This window comes from Enterobacter cloacae complex sp. GYL001 (assembly GCF_049237125.1).
Lineage (GTDB): Bacteria > Pseudomonadota > Gammaproteobacteria > Enterobacterales > Enterobacteriaceae > Enterobacter > Enterobacter hormaechei_C.
This window is the reverse complement of the sequence record NZ_JBMKGW010000009.1, coordinates 138,419-157,849: the sequence shown is the minus strand read 5'-3', so window position 1 is coordinate 157,849 and position 19,431 is coordinate 138,419. Positions and strand designations below refer to the sequence as shown.

The window sequence follows — 19,431 nt, the reverse complement described above, 5'->3', positions numbered from 1 at the left end:
CTTCGTGGGCGGACGCCGGGGAGGATGTATGATTAGCACCGTCGCATTGTTTTGGGCGTTATGCGTGGTTTGCATAGTGAATATGGCGCGCTACTTCTCATCGTTACGTGCGCTGTTAGTGGTACTTCGTGGTTGCGATCCGTTGCTTTATCAGTATGTGGACGGTGGAGGGTTCTTCACCTCGCACGGACAGCCCAGCAAGCAGATGCGTCTGGTGGGGTATATCTACTACCAACGCTACCGCGATCACCACGATGAAGAGTTTATCCGTCGCTGCGAGCGCCTGCGTCGTCAGTTCATTTTGACCAGCGCCCTGTGTGGCCTGGTTGTGGTGAGTATGATTGCGCTGATGATTTGGCACTGAGCATAAAAAAAGCGGGCCAGTTTCCTGACCCGCTTTTTTGTCGCCTTCAGCCAATTAAATCAGCTTCAGCGAAATCCAGTACAGACCGCCAGACAGCAGGATGGACGCCGGGAGGGTGAACACCCAGGCCATCAGGATGTTGGTCACGGTTTTACGCTGCAAACCGCCGCCGTCAACAATCATGGTACCTGCCACGGACGAAGAGAGTACGTGGGTGGTTGAGACTGGCATACCGGTGTAGCTCGCCAGACCGATAGATACCGCTGCCGTCATCTGCGCGGACATACCCTGCGCATAGGTCATGCCTTTCTTACCGATCTTCTCACCGATGGTGGTCGCCACACGACGCCAGCCAATCATCGTACCGATACCCAGCGCCAGTGCGACCGCCATGATGATCCAGATTGGCGCGTACTCAATGGTGTTGAGCATATCGCCTTTCAGTTTCTTCAGCAGACGTTGGTCGTCAGCATTAACCTCTGGCAGCTTCGCGACTTTATCGGTCACGTCGGAGATACAGAGCATGATGCGACGCAGTTGACCACGCTGTTCAACAGCCAGTTTGTCATAGCTTTCGATATCGGCCAGCATGCCTTTCGCACGTTCCAGCGCGTTAATCGCGTTTGCCGGATGGCAATGGAACTCGCCCGGTGCCGTCGTTGCGCCTGACTCCGGAGAAGGAATCAGCTGGTCCACGCCGGTCGCTTTCTTCAGCAAATCAGGATGCTGCTGGAAGTAAGTCTCAACGTTGTTTACCGCATCACGGGTACGGGTGATTTCGTAACCGGAGGCGTTCATGTTAACCACGAAGCCCGCCGGTGCGACGCCAATTAGAACCAGCATCACCAGGCCGATACCTTTCTGACCATCGTTCGCGCCATGAGAGAAGGCGACGCCAATAGCGGAAATGATCAGCGCGATACGCGTCCAGAACGGCGGCTTTTTCTTGCCGTCTTTCTTCTCACGCTCTGCTGGCGTCAGATGGATACGCGCACGTTTTTTCGTGTTGCTCCAGTAGCGACGCAGGATGAAAATCAAGCCACCCGCCACCACCAGACCGACGATAGGGGAGATGATCAGAGAGCCGAAAATACCGAGAACTTTCGGGATATTCAGCGCATCAACGACGGAGGTCCCGGTCATCAGGGCATTGGTTAACCCGATACCGATAATCGCGCCGATGAGGGTGTGAGAGCTGGATGCCGGCAGGCCGAAATACCAGGTACCGAGGTTCCAGATAATCGCAGCAAGCAGCATTGAGAACACCATGGCCAGGCCATGACCGGAACTCACGTTAAGCAGCAGATCCGTTGGCAGCATATGCACAATGGCATACGCAACGCTCAGTCCGCCCAGGAGGACACCAAAAAAGTTAAATACCGCCGCCATCACGACCGCAAGCTGCGATCGCATTGCGCGAGTGTAGATAACCGTTGCTACTGCGTTTGCAGTGTCGTGGAAGCCGTTGATCGCTTCGTAAAACAGCACAAAAACCAGAGCAAGCAATAATAAAAGCCCGGTATGTAAATCCAGGCCGGCAAACAAATGTAGCATAGGACGTTACGCCATTTTGAGGACATGAACGCGGCGCATTATCCAGGACAAATGCGCAACGGGCAAAGTGAAATATAGACTTTTTTTGACATACCACCTGATTTGAGAAATGTGCCTGAAAGGATAATCTTTAAATATCAATGAAATGGCTTTGTAATATCTTTTTACGCTGGTGCGACCACTGAGGAAACTTTACAATCCGCGGCAGTTAACGAAGAGGATTTTGACGTGGAAAGGTTTGATGCCGTAGTAATTGGCGCCGGTGCGGCGGGTATGTTTTGTGCGGCGATGGCCGGACAAGCGGGTCGTCGCGTGCTGCTGCTGGATAACGGAAAAAAGCCTGGCCGCAAGATCCTGATGTCTGGCGGCGGGCGATGCAACTTTACTAATCTTTATGTCGAGCCTGCGGCCTATTTGAGCCAGAACCGTCATTTTTGCAAATCTGCGCTGGCGCGCTACACCCAGTGGGATTTTATCGAGCTGGTGGGTAAACACGGTATCGCGTGGCATGAGAAGACGCTGGGGCAGCTGTTCTGCGACGACTCCGCGCAGCAAATTGTCGATATGCTGGTGGCCGAGTGCGAAAAAGGCGGCGTAGTTATGCGCCTGCGCACCGAAGTGCTGGACGTCGCCCGTGACGAGGAGGGCTACACGCTGCAACTCAACGGTGAAACCGTCAGCGCCGATAACCTGGTGATCGCCAGCGGCGGCCTCTCGATGCCGGGTCTGGGCGCCTCACCGTTCGGCTATAAAATCGCCGAGCAGTTTGGCCTGAAGGTACTGCCCACCCGCGCCGGGCTGGTACCGTTCACGCTGCATAAGCCCCTGCTGGAACAGCTTCAGACGCTCTCCGGCGTGTCTGTGCCGTCGGTCATTACGGCCGAAGACGGCACGGTGTTCCGCGAAAATCTGCTCTTTACCCATCGCGGACTCTCGGGCCCGGCGGTATTGCAGATCTCCAGCTACTGGCAGCCGGGGGAGTTTGTCTCCGTAAATCTGGTGCCGGACTGCGATCTGGACGCCTTCCTTAACGAGCAACGCGCTGCGCACCCGAATCAAAGCCTGAAAAATACCCTGGCGATGCAGCTGCCGAAGCGTCTCGTGGAGTGCTTGCAGGTGTTAGGGCAAATTCCGGATGTTGCGCTCAAGCAGCTCAACAGCCGCGAGCAGGAAACGCTGGTGGAGACGCTGACGAACTGGCGCGTACAGCCAAACGGCACCGAAGGCTACCGCACGGCGGAAGTGACGCTGGGCGGCGTGGATACAAACGAACTCTCATCCCGCACGATGGAAGCCCGCAACGTGCCGGGTCTTTATTTCATTGGTGAAGTGATGGACGTGACCGGCTGGCTCGGCGGGTATAACTTCCAGTGGGCGTGGGCCAGTGCCTGGGCATGCGCGCAGGCACTCGCTGAAAAGAACGGTTAATATTTATTTTTTTAGCGTGCTGCGTCCTTATCGGGTCCACGCTTTTTATTGTGTGCATGGTGTTTTGTCTTCTTAAAAGGGTTGTCTATGTCTGCTGCTCATCTCGGTTTCCCGACGGAAACCGTTGTTGTCTTCGTGGTGATGGCCGTTGGGGCGATGTTTATCGACCTCTTCATGCACCGTCACGATAAACCGATCTCGCTGAAAAGCGCGGTCATGTGGTCCATCTTCTGGGTCATGATGGCGATGGCCTTCGCCGGATTCTTATACGTGCACCACGGCGCGGAGATGGCCAGTCTGTTCCTGACCGGCTATGCGCTGGAAGAGGTGCTCTCCGTCGACAACCTGTTTGTGATGATGGCGATCTTCGCCTGGTTTGGCGTGCCGGATAGATATCGTCACCGCGTGCTCTACTGGGGCGTGCTCGGGGCGATTGTGTTCCGTGGTATTTTTGTTGCCATTGGCACCAGCCTGCTGAGCCTGGGGCCGTATGTTGAGGTCATTTTTGCGCTGGTCGTCGGCTGGACGGCGGTGATGATGCTGAAACGCAATGAAGAGAGCGATGAAGTAGAAGATTACTCCAACCATCTGGCGTACCGCCTGGTGAAACGCTTCTACCCGGTGTGGCCAAAAATCAGCAGCCATGCGTTTATCCTGACCCAGAAAGAGGTGGATGCCGAACTGGAGAAACCTGAAAACAAGGATGTGATGGTAGGCCGCGTGAAGAAGGCGAAGCGCTACGCGACGCCGCTGCTGCTCTGCGTCGCGGTGGTGGAGCTGTCCGACGTGATGTTCGCCTTCGATTCCGTACCCGCAATCATCGCCGTCAGCCGTGAGCCGCTGATTATCTACAGCGCAATGATGTTCGCGATCCTCGGCCTGCGTACCCTCTACTTCGTGCTGGAAGCGCTGAAGCAGTATCTGGTGCATCTGGAGAAAGCGGTGGTGTTACTGCTGTTCTTCGTGGCGTTCAAGCTGGGGCTGAATGCGACCGACCACTTCTGGCATCACGGTTATAACATCGGCGCCACGGCAAGCCTGTTTGTGGTGCTGGGGGTACTGGCGCTGGGGATTATTGCGAGCGTGATGTTCCCGGGAAAACGTGAGGCCTGATGTACCGCTTTTCTCCCTCTCCCTGTGGGAGAGGGCCGGGGTGAGGGCACCGGGCCGCACCTAACCCTTAATTGGTGAATTTCGGCGCTTGCTCGGATGATGAAAATGCCGCCAGTGCGGATCCTGCGCCGCCGCCAGCAACTCGTGGTCGCCACGCGTGTCGCCCCAGGCGCGCAGGTGATACGCGTTCAAATCCCCATACACCTTCTCCAGCCTCGCCACCTTCTGGGCACAACGGCAGTTGTGGCCGGTGATCCGCCCGGTCAGCTTGCCGTCTTTCACTTCCAGCTGCGTGCCAATCAGCTTAATGCCGAGCTTATCGGCCCACGGCTGCAATACCAGCGCCGGGGAAGCAGAGCAAATCGTCACTTCCGCACCGGAATTGACCTCGTTGGCGACGGCCAGCACACCTTCCGGGCGCATCAGCTTGTTCCAGTATTTTTCACAGAAGGCTTCCGCCTGCTGACGTAACCAGTGCTCATCCACCCCCGTCAGGAAGGTTTTGATCAACACCTCTTTCAGCTCATCTCGCGTCAGCTTGCGGCGCACACAGTGCAGCGTAGGCAGGGCCATGCGCACCAGTCGGCCAGCAAAGTAGCGCTTGCCAAAGGCAAAGCGCAGGAACGGGATAAAACTGTCGTGGTGCGTCAACGTACCATCAAAGTCAAAGACAGAGAGCACGCTGGACTTCGCCACGGCTTCGTCGGCAATCATATTGGTCATAAATACGTCTTAGCTGAAATACACATTCTGTTCACTAGTTTACCTGCTTTACCTTCACAGTCCTTATATCAGGTCGCATTTTTTCCTGAACCTGTGGCCTGACGGGTCAAACAATGTCATCCACCACGCCGCCGTCAACGCGCAGCGCCGCGCCGGAAGTCGCGGAGGCCTGCATGGAACAGACATATACCACCATATTTGCCACTTCTTCCACCGTGGCGGCGCGCTGGATCACCGAGCTGGGGCGATTCGCCATCACGAACTCTTTCGCCAGCTGTTCCAGCGATTTACCGGTTCTTTCGATCTCGTCTTTCATCATCGCGGCAAAACCGTCCGACATTGTCGGGCCCGGCAGCACGCTGTTCACCGTCACGCCACTGCCTGCCACGAACTTCGCCAGACCGCGCGCCAGCGAGAGCTGGGCGGTTTTTGTCACGCCATAGTGGATCATATCCGCAGGAATATTGCAGGCCGATTCTGACGAGATAAACACTACCCGACCCCAGCCCTTTTGTACCATGCCGGGCAGCAGGGCACGAGAGAGGCGCACGCCGGACATCACGTTGGTCTGCCAGTAGCGTTCCCAGGTCTCGTCGTCGGTGGAATAAAAATCCTGCTGGCCATAGATCCCGGCGTTATTCACCAGAATATCGACGTGCGTGGCGACCCTGAGCAGTTCGTCAACGCCCTCCTGCGAGCTCAGATCGGCGATGGCGGCACGGACCTGTACGCCCGGCACCACCTGCTGTAGCGCCTGAATGCCTTTGTTCACCGAGTCGACGCTGCGCCCGTTCACGATCACTTCCGCACCGCTCTCCGCCAGCCCGCGGGCGATGGCAAACCCAATACCGCCGGTGGACGCGGTCACCAGCGCCACTTTCCCCGTTAAATCAATTTTCATCATTCGCTCCTTGTCATCTTATGGTTCAAAACTTAAAGCGTAGCAGTTGACGATGACGGCTCCTGTTTAAAAAGGCGCAACAGCGTCTCAACCTGCTCGTCCAGCGGGCTGAGGGAGCGTTTGACGATGAGGTGCAGCGGCGTGGCGCGACGTACGCCGTGGCTGAGCGGCAGCGTTTTAAGGATGCCCTGCTGGAGCGGGGTCTGAATGCGTTCTTCCGGTAACCAGCCGTATCCAACCTGATACATCACCGCTTCGATCGCGGCATCGATGGTGGAGAAGGTCCACGACTCCCCGGTGGGGTGAGCGGTGGGCTGGCTGTCTGCGATCTGAATGCGCGGCCACGGTCGTAGCATCTCGTCGTTAAGCGGTGTATCCAGCGCAAACAGCGGGTGAGCGTGATGCGCGACGGCAACAAAATCGATATTCATCAGCCATTCGCCCAGGCCGGTAATGTCCTGGCGGCGGGTTAAGACCATCACGTCGGCTTCATCATTGAGCGCATCCGCGCGGCTGTTTTCCAGCACCTCGGTAAGCCGCACCTGCGTTTGCGGGTACAGCTGCTGAAACTGGCGCAAAATCGCGAACAGCCGGCTGCGCGGAAAAATACTGTCTACCATCAGGTCGATACGGGTTCGCATCCCGCTGCGCAGGGTCGCAGCGCGCGTTTCAACATAGGCGAAGGCTTTCAGCAGCGGTTTAACCTGATTCAGCAACAGCTCACCCGCCGGTGTCAGCACGGCACGCCGTCCCTCTGTCATCAGGAGCGCCACGCCCAGCCGCTCCTGCAACAGCGACAGGTTATAGCTGACCGAGGACTGGCTGCGGTGGGTCTCTTCCGCCGCCTTAGCGAAGCTGCCAGCCTCGATGACTCTCTCCAGCAAGGCCCACTGTTCGAGCGTCGTCTTGTGCATAATTAATCTAAATTTTGGATGAATTTGATTCAAACATAGCGTTATTTATTCATTTTTTGAAGGGGTACGATCGTCTCATCAAAACAAAGGAGACATCGTATGAGCACCTTCGATAAACATGATTTAAGCGGCTTCGTCGGCAAACATCTGGTATATACCTACGATAATGGCTGGAATTACGAAATTTACGTTAAAAACGAAAACACCCTGGACTACCGTATTCACAGCGGTCTGGTGGGCAACCGTTGGGTGAAAGATCAGCAGGCCTACATTGTTCGCGTTGGGGAGAGCATCTATAAAATTTCCTGGACGGAGCCAACCGGTACCGACGTGAGCCTGATCGTGAACCTGGGCGACAGCCTGTTCCACGGCACCATCTTCTTCCCGCGCTGGGTCATGAATAATCCGGAAAAAACCGTCTGCTTCCAGAACGATCACATTCCACTGATGAATAGCTACCGTGATGCCGGGCCAGCGTATCCAACCGAAGTGATTGATGAATTTGCCACCATCACCTTCGTGCGCGACTGCGGTGCGAATGACGATAGCGTTATTGCGTGCGCGGCCAGCGAGTTGCCAAAAAACTTTCCTGATAATTTAAAATAAGCGCGACAATTAACTAAAAAGAAAAGTTCCCGACTCATTTCATATTTATTGGAAATGGTCGGGGATTTTTTTATTTGTTGATGTTTGGTTTAGATAATTGACTTTAATACGGTGAGCGGAATCACATAATAAATAATCCATAATTACTTAACCTATTGTTTAATAATGAATTTATATCAATTCATTCCTCCTTTTTATCACCATCTTAATTTTTTCCTAAGAAATGAACGTTACCTTGAGATGAGTTTATGGTTCGTTGAAATAAACGCATCGGCATTTGGTTAATATCAAAAAGTTGCCATGCATAACTCAAGGAAATTAATAATGCGTGATTTTTTGCCTTTTTCCCGGCCCTCAATGGGCGCGGAGGAAATCGCCGCGGTACAGGAGGTAGTAACCTCCGGCTGGATCACCACCGGGCCGAAAAATCAGATGCTTGAAGAGGCGTTCTGTACGCTTACGGGAAACCGTCATGCGATTGCCGTCTCCTCTGCCACGGCGGGGATGCACGTCACCCTGATGGCGATGGGGATTGGTCCCGGCGATGAGGTGATTACGCCCTCCCTGACCTGGGTATCGACGCTGAATATGATCGTGCTGCTGGGTGCCATACCGGTGATGATCGACGTCGACAGAGACACGCTGATGGTGACGCCTGAAGCGGTCGACGCCGCCGTTACGCCTCGCACCAAAGCCATTGTGCCGGTTCATTATGCGGGTGCGCCGTGCGATATTGACGCCATCCGCGCCGTCGGTGAACGTCACGGTATTCCTGTCATTGAAGACGCGGCCCATGCCGCCGGAACGTACTACCACAGCCGTCATGTAGGCTGGCGGGGCACCGCAATATTCTCCTTCCACGCCATCAAAAACATGACCTGCGCCGAAGGTGGGCTGGTGGTGACGGATGACGAGCAGCTGGCGCAAAACATCCGTAGCCTGAAGTTCCACGGTCTGGGCGTTGATGCCTATGACCGCCAGACCCATGGCCGCGCGCCGCAGGCCGAGGTCATCACCCCGGGTTTTAAATACAACCTCGCGGATATCAACGCCGCGCTGGCGCTGGTGCAGCTCGGCAAGCTGGGCGAAGCCAACAGGCGCCGTCGCGACATTGCCGACCGCTACCTGCTTGAACTCTCGGATACCCCTTTCCAGCCGCTGCGCATTCCGTCCTGGCCGCATCTGCACGCCTGGCACCTGTTTATCATTCGCGTGGATGAGGCCCGGTGCGGCCTCTCGCGTGATGCCCTGATGGCCGCGCTGAAGGAGCAGGGCATCGGTACGGGCCTGCATTTCCGTGCGGCACATACGCAAAAATACTACCGCGAGCGTTTCCCTGATGTGTCGCTTCCGAACTCTGAATGGAACAGCGCGCGTATTTGTTCTCTCCCTCTTTTCCCGGACATGACCCATGACGACACAACCCGCGTCATTACCGCGCTCCATCAGCTTGCAGGACATTGATATGTTCAGTGCGCCGCCTGTACAAAAAGTTTCCGTGGTGATCCCGGTCTATAACGAGCAGGAGAGCCTGCCGGAACTCATCCGCCGCACGACTGCCGCCTGCGAGACGCTCGGCAAAGCTTATGAAATTCTGCTGGTTGACGACGGCAGCAGCGACGACTCCGCGCGGATGCTGACCGACGCCGCGCAAGCGGAGGGCAGCCACATTGTTGCCGTACTGCTCAACCGTAACTACGGCCAGCACTCGGCAATCATGGCCGGGTTCAGCCACGTTACGGGCGATCTGGTGATTACCCTGGATGCTGATCTGCAAAACCCGCCGGAAGAGATCCCGCGTCTGGTCGCCAAAGCCGACGAAGGCTACGACGTGGTCGGCACCGTGCGGCAAAACCGCCAGGACAGCCTGTTCCGTAAGCTGGCGTCTCGCACCATCAACCGTCTGATCCAGCGCACCACCGGTAAAGCGATGGGCGACTACGGCTGCATGCTGCGCGCCTATCGCCGCCACATCGTCGACGCCATGCTGCACTGCCACGAGCGCAGCACCTTCATTCCGATTCTGGCGAACACCTTTGCCCGTAAAGCGACGGAGATCCCGGTGCTGCACGCCGAGCGCGAGCACGGGGAGTCAAAATACAGCTTCATGCGTCTCATCAACCTGATGTACGACCTGATCACCTGCCTGACCACCACGCCACTGCGCCTGTTGAGCGTGTTCGGCAGCGTTATCGCGCTGGCCGGGTTTGCGCTTTCCGTTCTGCTGGTCGTTCTGCGGCTGGTCTTTGGTCCCCAGTGGGCGGCGGAAGGGGTCTTTATGCTGTTTGCCGTGCTGTTCACGTTCATTGGCGCCCAGTTCATCGGTATGGGTCTGCTGGGTGAGTACATTGGCCGTATTTACAACGATGTTCGCGCGCGTCCGCGCTATTTTATTCAACGTGTTGTCCGTCAGGAGCACCTGGCATCTCAAGAGGAAAACCACCCATGAAAACCGTCGTCTTTGCCTATCACGATATGGGTTGCACGGGCACGCAAGCCTTGCTGGACGCAGGCTTCGACATTACCGCCATCTTCACCCATCCGGATGTTGCCGGGGAAAACCACTTCTTCGGCTCGGTGGCGCGTATTGCGGCTGAACACGGTATTCCGGTTTACGCCCCGGACGATGTGAACCATCCGCTGTGGGTGGATCGTATTCAGAAGCTTGCGCCGGACGTGATTTTCTCTTTCTACTACCGCAATCTGCTTTGCGACGACATCCTGAGCGTGGCGACAAAAGGCGCATTTAACCTGCACGGCTCGCTGCTGCCTGCCTACCGTGGCCGTGCGCCGCTGAACTGGGCGCTGGTTAACGGTGAAATGGAAACCGGCGTAACGCTGCACAAAATGGTACGCCGTGCCGATGCGGGCGGTATCGTGGCACAGCTGAAAGTGGGCATTGGCGCTGATGAAACGGCGCTGGAGCTGCACCACAAGCTCTGCATCGCCGCGCAAAGCCTGCTTCGCGACGCGCTGCCGACGATCCGTCAGGGGACTTTTACCGAAACCGCGCAGGACGAAAGCAAGGCAAGCAGTTTTGGTCGCCGCACGCCGGAGGACGGGCGACTGGACTGGGCGAAACCGGCGCGTCAGCTGCATAACCTGGTGCGCGCCGTGACCGACCCGTGGCCGGGCGCGTACAGCTTCGCCGGGGTCAGTAAATTTATCGTCTGGAAATCCCGCATGCGTGAGGACATTCCGGCGGCAAAACCGGGCACCGTCATCTCCGTCTCTCCGCTGATTGTGAGCTGCGGCGAGCAGGCGCTGGAGATCGTCACCGGACAAACGGATAACGGGCTGTACGTGCAGGGGGCGCAGCTGGCGCAGTCTCTTGGGCTGGTGGCGGGGGCGCTGATCACCAGCGCGCCGGTGGTGGCGATCAAACGCCGCACGCGCGTCTTAATCCTCGGCGTGAACGGGTTTATCGGTAACCATCTGACCGAACGGCTGCTGGAAGACGACAATTACGAGATCTACGGTCTCGATATCGGATCCGATGCGATCGGTCGATTCCTCACTAATCCCCGTTTCCACTTCGTTGAAGGGGACATCAGCATCCATTCCGAATGGATCGAGTACCACATCAAAAAATGTGACGTGGTGCTGCCGCTGGTGGCGATTGCCACCCCGATTGAATACACCCGTAACCCGCTGCGCGTGTTCGAACTCGATTTCGAAGAGAACCTGAAGATTATCCGCGACTGCGTGAAATACGATAAGCGCATCATCTTCCCGTCGACGTCGGAAGTGTACGGCATGTGTACCGACAATAACTTCGATGAAGACACCTCCAGTCTGGTGGTCGGGCCGATTAACAAGCAGCGCTGGATCTACTCCGTCTCCAAACAGCTGCTGGACCGCGTGATCTGGGCATACGGTGAGAAAGAGGGGCTACGCTTTACCCTGTTCCGCCCGTTTAACTGGATGGGGCCGCGCCTGGACAACCTGAACGCCGCGCGTATCGGCAGCTCCCGCGCTATCACCCAGCTGATCCTCAACCTGGTGGAAGGTTCGCCCATTAAGCTGATTGAAGGTGGCAAACAGAAACGTTGCTTCACCGATATCAGCGACGGTATTGAAGCGCTGTTCCGCATCATCGAAAACAAAGACGGCCGCTGTAACGGAGAGATCATCAACATCGGTAACCCGGACAACGAAGCGAGCATCCGCGAGCTGGCGGAAATGCTGCTGGCAAGCTTTGAACGTCACCCGCTGCGCAGCCAGTTCCCGCCGTTTGCCGGTTTCCGCGAAGTGGAGAGCAGCAGCTACTACGGCAAGGGTTATCAGGACGTTGAGCACCGCAAGCCGAGCATCCGCAATGCGAAGCGCTGCCTGAACTGGACGCCGACGGTGAAGATGGAGCAGACCATTGATGAAACGCTCGACTTCTTCCTGCGCACCGTGGAGCTGTCGGAACAGGCATCATGAAAAAGGTCGGTTTACGCATTGACGTCGACACCTTTCGCGGCACGCGTGAGGGTGTGCCGCGGCTGCTGGAACTGCTGAGCAAGCACGACGTGCGCGCGACGCTTTTCTTCAGCGTCGGGCCAGACAACATGGGGCGTCATCTGTGGCGCCTGGTTAAACCGGCCTTTCTGTACAAAATGCTGCGCTCGCGCGCGGCATCGCTCTACGGCTGGGATATCCTGCTGGCCGGAACCGCATGGCCCGGCAGGCGCATCGGCGCGGAAAATGAAGCGATCATCTGCAAGGCCGCGCAGCATCATGAAGTGGGGCTGCACGCCTGGGATCACCATGCCTGGCAGGCCTGGGCGGGCGTGTGGGATATCCCCCGCCTGGCGCGTGAGGTTGAGCGCGGCGTGCTGGAGCTGGAAGCCATTACCGGCCAGCCTGTGCGCTGTTCCGCCGTGGCGGGATGGCGGGCCGACCAGCGCGTGGTGAAGGCCAAAGAACACTTTGCCTTTCGCTACAACAGCGATTGCCGGGGCACCGGACCGTTTTTACCGCTGCTGGGGGAAAACCGAACCGGCACGGTGCAGATTCCGGTCACTCTTCCGACTTGGGATGAAGTGGTCGGGCGCGAGGTGAGTGCCGACAGGTTTAACCGTTACATTCTGGATGCGATGCACCGCGATGCCGGTACGCCGGTTTATACCATCCATGCCGAAGTGGAAGGCATTGCGTATCAGCAGGATTTCGACGCGTTGCTTGCGCTGGCGGCGCAGGAGGGCATTCAGTTCTGCCCGTTAAGCCAGCTGTTGCCGGAGGATCCTGGCACGCTGCCCCTGGGAAAAATCGTCCGTCGTGAAATGGCTGGCCGGGAAGGCTGGCTTGGCTATCAACAAACCGTGAGCCCGGCACTATGAAAACAGCCCGCTATGGCCTGACGCTTCTCGCCCTGTTTGTCGTTTACTACCTCCTTCCGGTCAACCTTCGCCTGTTATGGCAGCCAGATGAGACGCGCTATGCGGAAATCAGCCGCGAAATGCTGGCCTCCGGCGATTGGGTGGTCCCGCATTTCCTCGGGCTGCGTTACTTTGAAAAACCCATTGCCGGTTACTGGGTGAACAGCATCGGGCAATGGCTATTTGGACACACCAATTTTGCCGTTCGCGCGGGGGCGATATTCTGCACCGGGCTGACGGCGCTGCTGGTGATCTGGCTGGCCTGGCGTCTCTGGCAGGATAAGCGGGTGGCGATCTTCTCCGGCCTGATCTTCTTAACCCTGTTCCTGGTCTATGGCATCGGCACCTACGCCGTGCTGGATCCCATTATCACCCTCTGGCTGGTGGCGGCTATGTGCAGCTTCTGGCTGGCTTCGCAGGCGAAAATGATAGCCGGAAAAGCGGGGGGCTACATTCTGCTGGGGCTGGCCTGCGGCATGGGCGTCATGACCAAAGGCTTCCTGGCGCTGGCGGTACCGGTGATTGGCGTGCTGCCGTGGGTGATTGCGCAACGACGCTGGAAGGAGGTGCTGGTTTTCGGCTGGCTGGCGATCCTCAGCTGCGTACTTATCGTCCTGCCCTGGGGGCTGGCAATCGCTCAGCGTGAACCCGATTTCTGGCGTTACTTCTTCTGGGTGGAGCATATCCAGCGCTTTGCCCGGAGCGATGCCCAGCATAAAGCGCCGTTCTGGTACTATCTGCCGTTCCTCATCGCGGGAAGTCTGCCGTGGCTGGCGATGCTGCCGGGCTCGCTGCGCCTGGGATGGCGAGACAGAGAAAACGAGAGGGCGGGGCTTTATCTGCTGGGCTGGATCGTGATGCCGCTGCTGTTCTTCAGCATCGCCAAAGGCAAGCTGCCGACCTATATCCTGCCGTGCTTTGCGCCGCTGGCGATCCTGATGGCGCGCTACGCCTGCACCGTCGCTGAAAAAGCGTTACGTATCAACGGTGGGATCAACATCGTGTTTGGTGTGCTTGGTGTGGTGGCAGCGCTGGTGGTATCGCCATGGGGGCTTGCCAAACATCCGGTCTGGACACCGGTCGAATTGTACAAAGTCTTCTGTGCCGTGGTGGCGTTTCTGGTCTGGGCCTCGGTGGGCTGGTTTACCCTTAAAAATCCGCAGCGCTGGTGGCTGGCGGCGCTTTGCCCTGCCGGGCTGGCCCTGCTGGTGGGTTTTGCGATCCCGGACCGGGTAGTGGATTCCAAACAGCCGCAGTCGCTGGTGGATTCCGTTCGCGAGCCATTACAGATGAGTAAATTCGTCCTGGCGAACAACGTTGGTATAGCCTCCGGGCTGGCGTGGGAGCTTCAGCGTAATGACATCATTTTGTATGGGCAGAGCGGTGAGCTGAAATACGGCCTGGATTATCCGGACGCTAAGGGGCGTTTTGTGAGCAAAGATGATATCGCGCACTGGCTTGAAGCGCATCGTCAGCAGGGACCGGTGTCGCTGGTGATCCTGCTGTCGAAAAACGACGACCTGGCCCGCGCCGGGCTGCCAAAACCGGACAACCTGACGATTCAGGGGCGTCTGGCTTACCTGCAATATCTGCCGCAGTGATGGCCTGGATCTGGCTGGTGCTGGCAAGCCTGTTGAGCTGCGCAGGTCAACTGTGCCAGAAACAGGCGACCCGGGCAGGCGGCGGTCAGCAGGTCGCCCTGTGGCTTGGGCTGGCCCTGCTGATGCTGGGTGGCGGGATGGTTGCCTGGCTGGTGGTATTGCAGCATCTGCCCGTCGGGGTGGCGTACCCCATGCTGAGCCTTAACTTTGTCTGGGTAACGCTGGCGGCAAAAATCGTCTGGCATGAGCCTGTCCCGCTACGTCACTGGCTGGGCGTCGGGTTGATTATCGTCGGGGTTATTTTGCTGGGAGGAAGCCTGTGAACGGTGCGTGTTGGGCGTTATGCAGCGTAGTGTTAGTCAGCGTGGCGCAGCTGCTGCTGCGTCATGCGATGGTGACGCTGCCCCCGATGAGCGACGCTTTCTGGGCAGCCCTCTGGCATATAGCCCCCGGTACGGGCGCGCTGATGCTGGGGCTGACAGGCTATTGCGCCTCAATGGGCTGCTGGTATCTGGCATTGCATCGTATGGCGCTCAGCAAAGCGTATGCCTTGCTGAGCCTCAGTTACATCCTGGTGTGGAGTGCTGCAATTTTACTGCCCGGCTGGGGAGAATACTTTTCCTGGCGCGGGCTGGCGGGCGTCGGCTTGATTATTCTCGGCGTGCTGGTCATTTTTATGCCGCAGAAATACCGGAGTAAGTAACCGCTTCCGCCGTTAAGGTGAAAGGCGTAGGGGTACAGACCGCCAGGCTCAGCGAGCCGAAGCGTAGCTGACTGACCGGGAGGGGCTGGGCGGTGCTGTCAATACTGACAATCTGCCACGCGCTGCCGCCACGCTGTTTGACGATCGCCTCTTTGCGCGTCCAGATGCGCCAGAATGCGGAAAGCTGCTCTTCCGGCGCTTCACGTTCCAGCTCGTCATGTTCGGTGAGGCTGAAAACGGCATTCGCCAGCGCCTGCCAGTTTTCCCGCGGGCGGATCACTTCGATATCGCAGCCCACTTCACCTTCATCGCTCATCAGCAGGGCAATGTCGTCCCCGCTGTGGCTCAGGTTAAACCACAGAGGATGGCCGTTAGCGAAGGCCGGTTTTCCCTGCTCGCCGTAAATTATCTCGGGAAGCGGTGAGGGGGATAAGGTTCTGGCGAGCAGCGTCCGGCCTGCAAGCCAGGAAGCGTGTCGTGCACCCTGAGGTGCCATGTCTGCGAGCGTTGACGCCAGCGGGTCCGCGCTAAGGGTGGAGATCTTTCCCAGTACAAACTGGTACATAGTTACGCCCAGCGTTTAATGATTATCGAGGTATTGATGCCGCCAAAGGCAAAGTTATTGCTCTGAATAAATTCGCAATCAATCGGGCGGGTTTCCCCCATAATATAATCTAAAGCGCCGCATTGCTCATCCGGTTGTCTTAAATTGAGCGTTGGCGTGAACCAGCCCTCCCGCATCATGTGCAGACTCAGCAAGGCTTCCAGCGCGCCGCAGGCGCCCAGGGTATGGCCGAAATAACTCTTTAAGGATGAAATGGGCACGCTGTCGCCGAAAATGGCGGCGGTCGCCTGACTCTCGGCGATGTCCCCGCGATCGGTTGCCGTGCCGTGGGCAGAAATATAACCAATCTCCTGAGGGCCAAGGCCCGCCATCGCCAGCGACTGCGCCATACACACCTGCATGGTTTCACGCTGGGGCTGGGTGATGTGCGCCGCATCGCAGTTAGTGGCAAAGCCCACGATCTCGCCATAGATTGTCGCCCCGCGCGCTCTGGCGTGATCCAGCGCTTCCAGCACCAGCGTGCCCGCCCCTTCGCCAATCACCAGGCCATCGCGCTGAACGTCAAACGGCGACGGCGTGGTTTTTGGCGCGTCGTTACGCTGGCTGGTGGCAAACAGGGTATCGAAAACCGCCGCTTCCGACGGGCACAGCTCTTCCGCGCCGCCTGCCACCATCACCGTCTGGTAGCCGTGACGAATCGCTTCCCAGGCGTAGCCAATCGCCTGGCTGCCAGAGGTACAGGCGCTCGAGGTGGGGATCACCCGTCCGCGCAGGCCAAAGAACAGCCCGGTATTCACCGCCGTGGTGTGCGGCATCATCTGCACGTAGGTGGTGCCGGTGATGTTGTGGGTGTGCTTTTCGGTGAGCATAGAGGCAAACTCGCTGACCGGCCCGGTGCTGCCGGTCGACGAGCCGTAGGCGATGCCGGTCTGACCGTTGGTCAGCACCGCGTCGTCGATCAGTCCCGCCTGCTCCAGCGCCAGCTCGGTGGCGCGGGTAGAGAGCAGCGACACCCGGCCCATGGCGCGAATGCGCTTACGGGTATAGTGAGCGGGGAGAGTGAAATCTTCAATCGGCGCGGCGAGCAGGGTTTGCAGGCCGTCATACGCCTGCCACTCCGTCATGGTACGCACCGCATTTTCATACTCGCGCAGACGGCGCGAGATGGTCGGCCAGTCCTCGCCGAACGCGGTGACGCCGCCCATGCCCGTAATCACTACCCGGCGGGTCATAGCATGCCTCCGTTAATCGAAATCACCTGACGCGTCACATAGCCTGCTTTATCCGACATCAGGTAACTCGCCAGCCCGGCGACCTCCTCGGCCTGGCCCATACGCTGCATCGGGATCATCGACATCGCCGCGTGCAGTGCGGCTTCGTCCATCTCGATCATGCCGGTATCGATCAGCCCCGGCGCGATGCAGTTGACGGTGATTTTGCGTTTTGCCAGCTCGGTGGCGAGCGCTTTGGTGGCGCCGATGATCCCGGCTTTCGCCGCGCTGTAGTTCACCTGCCCACGGTTGCCCATAATGCCTGACACCGACGACAGGGTGATGATCCGCCCGCCCTTGCGGGTGCCGATCATCGGCATAATGCAGGGATGAATGACGTTATAAAAACTGTCGAGATTGGTGTGGATCACGCTGTCCCAGTCATCGTCGCTGAGCGCCGGAAAAGCACCGTCGCGGGTAATACCGGCGTTACTGACCACGCCATACCACGCGCCGTGGTCAGCGATCTCCTGTTCCAGCACCGTGCGGCACTGCTCGCGGTTGCTCACGTCGAAGGTGAGTAAACGGCCCGCGCCGCCTGCCTGGACAATCGCTTCCAGCGTCTCCTGCGCGCCCGCTTCATCACGATGGTAATGCACGCCGACGGTGAAACCGTCCGCCGCAAGCTGAAGGGCGATAGCGCGGCCAATGCCTTTGCTGGCGCCGGTGACCAGTACGGATCTCATGATGGTGTTCCCTGGTTGAAAAGTGTGGTTAATTCTTCCTCGCTCGGCTGGAAGGTGTTCACGCGGCCCGTGGCGAGGGAGACACTATCCGCATGAATGGTGCACTCGAAGCTGCCAAAGCGTTCATCCTGCATCAGACGTTCGATGGTGATGATCAGCGTGCTGCCTGCGGCAAAATGCCCTGCGTCGCACACCAGCTCGCGCGCGCCCAGCACCATGCCCAGCGCACAGTGCGGCAGCCCTTTTTGCATCCGGTGCCATTCAGACCAGACGCCCACGGTCTGGGCCATCAGCTCCAGTGCAAACCAGCCAGGCAGGTTGCCGTCCGCGTCCAGGAACGGAGCCAGAACGCCCCGATCGTTCACCGTCACGCTGCAAACGGCGCGGTCATCGGTGAGGTTTTCCACGCTCTCAAGCAGCAGCATCGGCGTGTCGTGAGGAAGATAATCCCCGGGAGGTAAGTAGCGCATCATACCCTCCCCAGCAGAAGGCTGGCGTTGTTGCCGCCAAACGCGAAGGAGTTTGACAGGATCGCCGGTTTATTCAGCGGTGCGCTCTGGTGCAGCAGGCCGAAGGCGGGCAGGGTGTCGTCTGGCGCGTAGCGGGAAAAATCCTGCGGCGGCAGCGGCAGGTCTCGGGTCAGGATCAGCCAGCTCAGGGCGGCCTCGGTGATCCCCGCTGCGCCCAGCGTGTGGCCGGTAAGATGTTTCGTGGAGCTGCACGGCACGCGGTCGCCAAAGAGATCGTGGATCACCTGCGCCTCAATGCGATCGTTCAGCGGCGTGGCGGTGCCGTGCAGGTTGATATAACCGACGTCCGCCGCCGTCATACCCGCCTCGTTCAGCGCCTGGTTGATGGCGCGGATCGCCCCTTCGCCCTGCGGATGCGGGGCGGAAATATGGTACGCATCGCTGGATTCCCCCGCGCCCAGGAGCGCAACCTCGCCCGGCTCGCGGGTCAGCACCATCAGTGCCGCCGCTTCGCCAATGGTGATCCCCCGACGGTGGCGGCCAAACGGTTCGCACAGGGTTGGGGAGAAGGACTCCAGGCTGTTGAAGCCGTTGACCGGCATGCGGCTCAGGCTGTCGGCCCCGCCGACGATGGCGACGTCCACCAGCCCGGCGTCAATCAGGCGACGACCGCTGACGATCGCCCGCGCGCTGGAGGAGCAGGCGGTTGAGATGGTATACGCCGGGCCGTCCAGCGCAAGCCAGCGGGCGAGAAAGCGCGACGGATCGCCCAGCTCCTGCTGCGGATATTGCCACTGCGGGCTGCTCTCGCCGTTCTGCGCGCGGCGCACGTACTCATCACCCTCGTCCAGCCCGGAGGTGCTGGTGCCCAGCACAACCGCCACGCGGTCGCGCCCCACGCGCGCAATGGCCGCATCGACGGCGGGCCGGATTTGCGCCAGCGCCGCCAGCAGCAGCTGGTTGTTGCGGCTGCGATGCGCAGAAAAAGACTCGGGGACAGGGGGAAGTTCACCCTCCACGCCCCCCAGCACGGCCTCGGGTAAGCCCTGTAGCCAGCCTGCACGCTGGCGCATCCCGGGGGCCACACCAGCGATCAGGTTCGCCGCTATTTCATCAGCCGAGTTGCCGAGTGCGTTGACCATGCCAACGGCAGAAAGGTAAATCAT

20 protein-coding genes are annotated in these 19,431 nt (G+C 58.6%); 11 read left to right on the top strand and 9 right to left on the bottom strand.

All coding sequences use genetic code 11. The annotated features are described in order from the left end of the window. The first annotated feature begins 28 nt into the window (after positions 1–28). On the top strand, positions 29–364 hold the full coding sequence (uspB, locus tag ACOTWU_RS16610) for a universal stress protein UspB (protein ID WP_003861224.1): 336 nt from the start codon (positions 29–31) through the stop codon (positions 362–364). 54 nt (positions 365–418) lie between these two features. Here uspB and pitA read toward each other — a convergent pair whose 3' ends face one another. Continuing rightward, a complete protein-coding gene (gene pitA / locus ACOTWU_RS16605) occupies positions 419–1,918 on the bottom strand; it encodes an inorganic phosphate transporter PitA (RefSeq protein ID WP_003861225.1) in 1,500 nt (499 codons plus the stop codon). Positions 1,919–2,146: 228 nt separating this feature from the next. Between pitA and ACOTWU_RS16600 the strand changes: the two genes are divergently transcribed. Beyond that, a complete protein-coding gene (locus ACOTWU_RS16600; protein WP_017693820.1) occupies positions 2,147–3,346 on the top strand; it encodes an NAD(P)/FAD-dependent oxidoreductase in 1,200 nt (399 codons plus the stop codon). A gap of 87 nt (positions 3,347–3,433) precedes the next feature. Continuing rightward, on the top strand, positions 3,434–4,459 hold the full coding sequence (locus ACOTWU_RS16595) for a TerC/Alx family metal homeostasis membrane protein (RefSeq protein ID WP_015571505.1): 1,026 nt from the start codon (positions 3,434–3,436) through the stop codon (positions 4,457–4,459). 60 nt (positions 4,460–4,519) lie between these two features. Here ACOTWU_RS16595 and ACOTWU_RS16590 read toward each other — a convergent pair whose 3' ends face one another. From ACOTWU_RS16590 to ACOTWU_RS16580, 3 genes are all read right to left on the bottom strand, one after another. Next, entirely contained in the window at positions 4,520–5,182 is a 663-nt protein-coding gene (locus ACOTWU_RS16590; RefSeq protein ID WP_003861228.1) for an HAD family hydrolase, read from the bottom strand. A 106-nt stretch (positions 5,183–5,288) separates the two neighbouring features. Next, complete coding sequence (locus tag ACOTWU_RS16585) at positions 5,289–6,083, bottom strand: SDR family NAD(P)-dependent oxidoreductase (protein WP_032649780.1); 795 nt, start codon at positions 6,081–6,083, stop codon at positions 5,289–5,291. A 32-nt stretch (positions 6,084–6,115) separates the two neighbouring features. Next, a complete protein-coding gene (locus ACOTWU_RS16580) occupies positions 6,116–6,997 on the bottom strand; it encodes a LysR family transcriptional regulator (RefSeq protein WP_032649778.1) in 882 nt (293 codons plus the stop codon). A 99-nt stretch (positions 6,998–7,096) separates the two neighbouring features. Between ACOTWU_RS16580 and ACOTWU_RS16575 the strand changes: the two genes are divergently transcribed. The 8 genes from ACOTWU_RS16575 (at position 7,097) to arnF (ending at position 15,273) form a co-directional block, all read left to right on the top strand. Continuing rightward, positions 7,097–7,603, top strand: coding sequence for a phenolic acid decarboxylase (locus ACOTWU_RS16575; protein WP_017384099.1), 507 nt, complete (start codon positions 7,097–7,099; stop codon positions 7,601–7,603). A gap of 324 nt (positions 7,604–7,927) precedes the next feature. Further along, entirely contained in the window at positions 7,928–9,067 is a 1,140-nt protein-coding gene (gene arnB / locus ACOTWU_RS16570) for a UDP-4-amino-4-deoxy-L-arabinose aminotransferase (protein ID WP_039269554.1), read from the top strand. Position 9,068: 1 nt separating this feature from the next. Then, entirely contained in the window at positions 9,069–10,052 is a 984-nt protein-coding gene (arnC, locus tag ACOTWU_RS16565) for an undecaprenyl-phosphate 4-deoxy-4-formamido-L-arabinose transferase (protein WP_017693824.1), read from the top strand. Beyond that, the gene (gene arnA, locus ACOTWU_RS16560) at positions 10,049–12,031 is read left to right on the top strand and encodes a bifunctional UDP-4-amino-4-deoxy-L-arabinose formyltransferase/UDP-glucuronic acid oxidase ArnA (RefSeq protein ID WP_040118199.1); all 1,983 of its coding nucleotides are present in this window, start codon (positions 10,049–10,051) and stop codon (positions 12,029–12,031) included. Before arnC ends, arnA begins: the two co-directional genes overlap by 4 nt. Then, entirely contained in the window at positions 12,028–12,930 is a 903-nt protein-coding gene (gene arnD, locus ACOTWU_RS16555) for a 4-deoxy-4-formamido-L-arabinose-phosphoundecaprenol deformylase (RefSeq protein WP_126499060.1), read from the top strand. Before arnA ends, arnD begins: the two co-directional genes overlap by 4 nt. Continuing rightward, the gene (gene arnT / locus ACOTWU_RS16550) at positions 12,927–14,570 is read left to right on the top strand and encodes a lipid IV(A) 4-amino-4-deoxy-L-arabinosyltransferase (RefSeq protein ID WP_126499061.1); all 1,644 of its coding nucleotides are present in this window, start codon (positions 12,927–12,929) and stop codon (positions 14,568–14,570) included. Before arnD ends, arnT begins: the two co-directional genes overlap by 4 nt. Beyond that, positions 14,570–14,893, top strand: coding sequence for a 4-amino-4-deoxy-L-arabinose-phosphoundecaprenol flippase subunit ArnE (arnE, locus tag ACOTWU_RS16545; protein ID WP_015571497.1), 324 nt, complete (start codon positions 14,570–14,572; stop codon positions 14,891–14,893). Before arnT ends, arnE begins: the two co-directional genes overlap by 1 nt. Continuing rightward, positions 14,890–15,273 carry a 4-amino-4-deoxy-L-arabinose-phosphoundecaprenol flippase subunit ArnF gene (gene arnF / locus ACOTWU_RS16540; protein WP_017693827.1) on the top strand — a complete coding sequence of 128 codons (384 nt, stop codon included), beginning with the start codon at positions 14,890–14,892 and terminating at the stop codon, positions 15,271–15,273. Before arnE ends, arnF begins: the two co-directional genes overlap by 4 nt. Here the strand turns inward: arnF and acpT are convergent. The 5 genes from acpT to ACOTWU_RS16515 are packed head-to-tail and all read right to left on the bottom strand — an operon-like array spanning position 15,245 to position 19,431. Further along, the gene (gene acpT / locus ACOTWU_RS16535; RefSeq protein ID WP_017384106.1) at positions 15,245–15,838 is read right to left on the bottom strand and encodes a 4'-phosphopantetheinyl transferase AcpT; all 594 of its coding nucleotides are present in this window, start codon (positions 15,836–15,838) and stop codon (positions 15,245–15,247) included. The two genes, arnF and acpT, sit on opposite strands and share 29 nt — an antisense overlap. Positions 15,839–15,840: 2 nt before the next feature. Then, on the bottom strand, positions 15,841–17,070 hold the full coding sequence (locus tag ACOTWU_RS16530) for a beta-ketoacyl-ACP synthase (RefSeq protein ID WP_017384107.1): 1,230 nt from the start codon (positions 17,068–17,070) through the stop codon (positions 15,841–15,843). Continuing rightward, entirely contained in the window at positions 17,067–17,798 is a 732-nt protein-coding gene (locus tag ACOTWU_RS16525) for a 3-ketoacyl-ACP reductase FabG2 (RefSeq protein WP_026080665.1), read from the bottom strand. Before ACOTWU_RS16525 ends, ACOTWU_RS16530 begins: the two co-directional genes overlap by 4 nt. After that, on the bottom strand, positions 17,792–18,268 hold the full coding sequence (locus ACOTWU_RS16520) for a 3-hydroxy-fatty acyl-ACP dehydratase (RefSeq protein WP_252049366.1): 477 nt from the start codon (positions 18,266–18,268) through the stop codon (positions 17,792–17,794). The genes ACOTWU_RS16525 and ACOTWU_RS16520 overlap by 7 nt, the downstream gene beginning before the upstream one ends. Next, on the bottom strand, positions 18,265–19,431 hold the full coding sequence (locus ACOTWU_RS16515; protein WP_017384110.1) for a beta-ketoacyl-[acyl-carrier-protein] synthase family protein: 1,167 nt from the start codon (positions 19,429–19,431) through the stop codon (positions 18,265–18,267). The genes ACOTWU_RS16520 and ACOTWU_RS16515 overlap by 4 nt, the downstream gene beginning before the upstream one ends.

Bases quoted from the DNA above. Each gene is read 5' to 3' on its own strand.
- uspB (WP_003861224.1), top strand. From the start codon at position 29: ATGATTAGCACCGTCGCATTGTTTTGGGCGTTATGCGTGGTTTGCATA.
- pitA (WP_003861225.1), bottom strand. From the start codon at position 1,918: ATGCTACATTTGTTTGCCGGCCTGGATTTACATACCGGGCTTTTATTA.
- ACOTWU_RS16595 (WP_015571505.1), top strand. From the start codon at position 3,434: ATGTCTGCTGCTCATCTCGGTTTCCCGACGGAAACCGTTGTTGTCTTC.
- ACOTWU_RS16590 (WP_003861228.1), bottom strand. From the start codon at position 5,182: ATGACCAATATGATTGCCGACGAAGCCGTGGCGAAGTCCAGCGTGCTC.
- ACOTWU_RS16585 (WP_032649780.1), bottom strand. From the start codon at position 6,083: ATGAAAATTGATTTAACGGGGAAAGTGGCGCTGGTGACCGCGTCCACC.
- ACOTWU_RS16580 (WP_032649778.1), bottom strand. From the start codon at position 6,997: ATGCACAAGACGACGCTCGAACAGTGGGCCTTGCTGGAGAGAGTCATC.
- ACOTWU_RS16575 (WP_017384099.1), top strand. From the start codon at position 7,097: ATGAGCACCTTCGATAAACATGATTTAAGCGGCTTCGTCGGCAAACAT.
- arnB (WP_039269554.1), top strand. From the start codon at position 7,928: ATGCGTGATTTTTTGCCTTTTTCCCGGCCCTCAATGGGCGCGGAGGAA.
- arnC (WP_017693824.1), top strand. From the start codon at position 9,069: ATGTTCAGTGCGCCGCCTGTACAAAAAGTTTCCGTGGTGATCCCGGTC.
- arnA (WP_040118199.1), top strand. From the start codon at position 10,049: ATGAAAACCGTCGTCTTTGCCTATCACGATATGGGTTGCACGGGCACG.
- arnD (WP_126499060.1), top strand. From the start codon at position 12,028: ATGAAAAAGGTCGGTTTACGCATTGACGTCGACACCTTTCGCGGCACG.
- arnT (WP_126499061.1), top strand. From the start codon at position 12,927: ATGAAAACAGCCCGCTATGGCCTGACGCTTCTCGCCCTGTTTGTCGTT.
- arnE (WP_015571497.1), top strand. From the start codon at position 14,570: ATGGCCTGGATCTGGCTGGTGCTGGCAAGCCTGTTGAGCTGCGCAGGT.
- acpT (WP_017384106.1), bottom strand. From the start codon at position 15,838: ATGTACCAGTTTGTACTGGGAAAGATCTCCACCCTTAGCGCGGACCCG.
- ACOTWU_RS16530 (WP_017384107.1), bottom strand. From the start codon at position 17,070: ATGACCCGCCGGGTAGTGATTACGGGCATGGGCGGCGTCACCGCGTTC.
- ACOTWU_RS16520 (WP_252049366.1), bottom strand. From the start codon at position 18,268: ATGATGCGCTACTTACCTCCCGGGGATTATCTTCCTCACGACACGCCG.
- ACOTWU_RS16515 (WP_017384110.1), bottom strand. From the start codon at position 19,431: ATGATTTACCTTTCTGCCGTTGGCATGGTCAACGCACTCGGCAACTCG.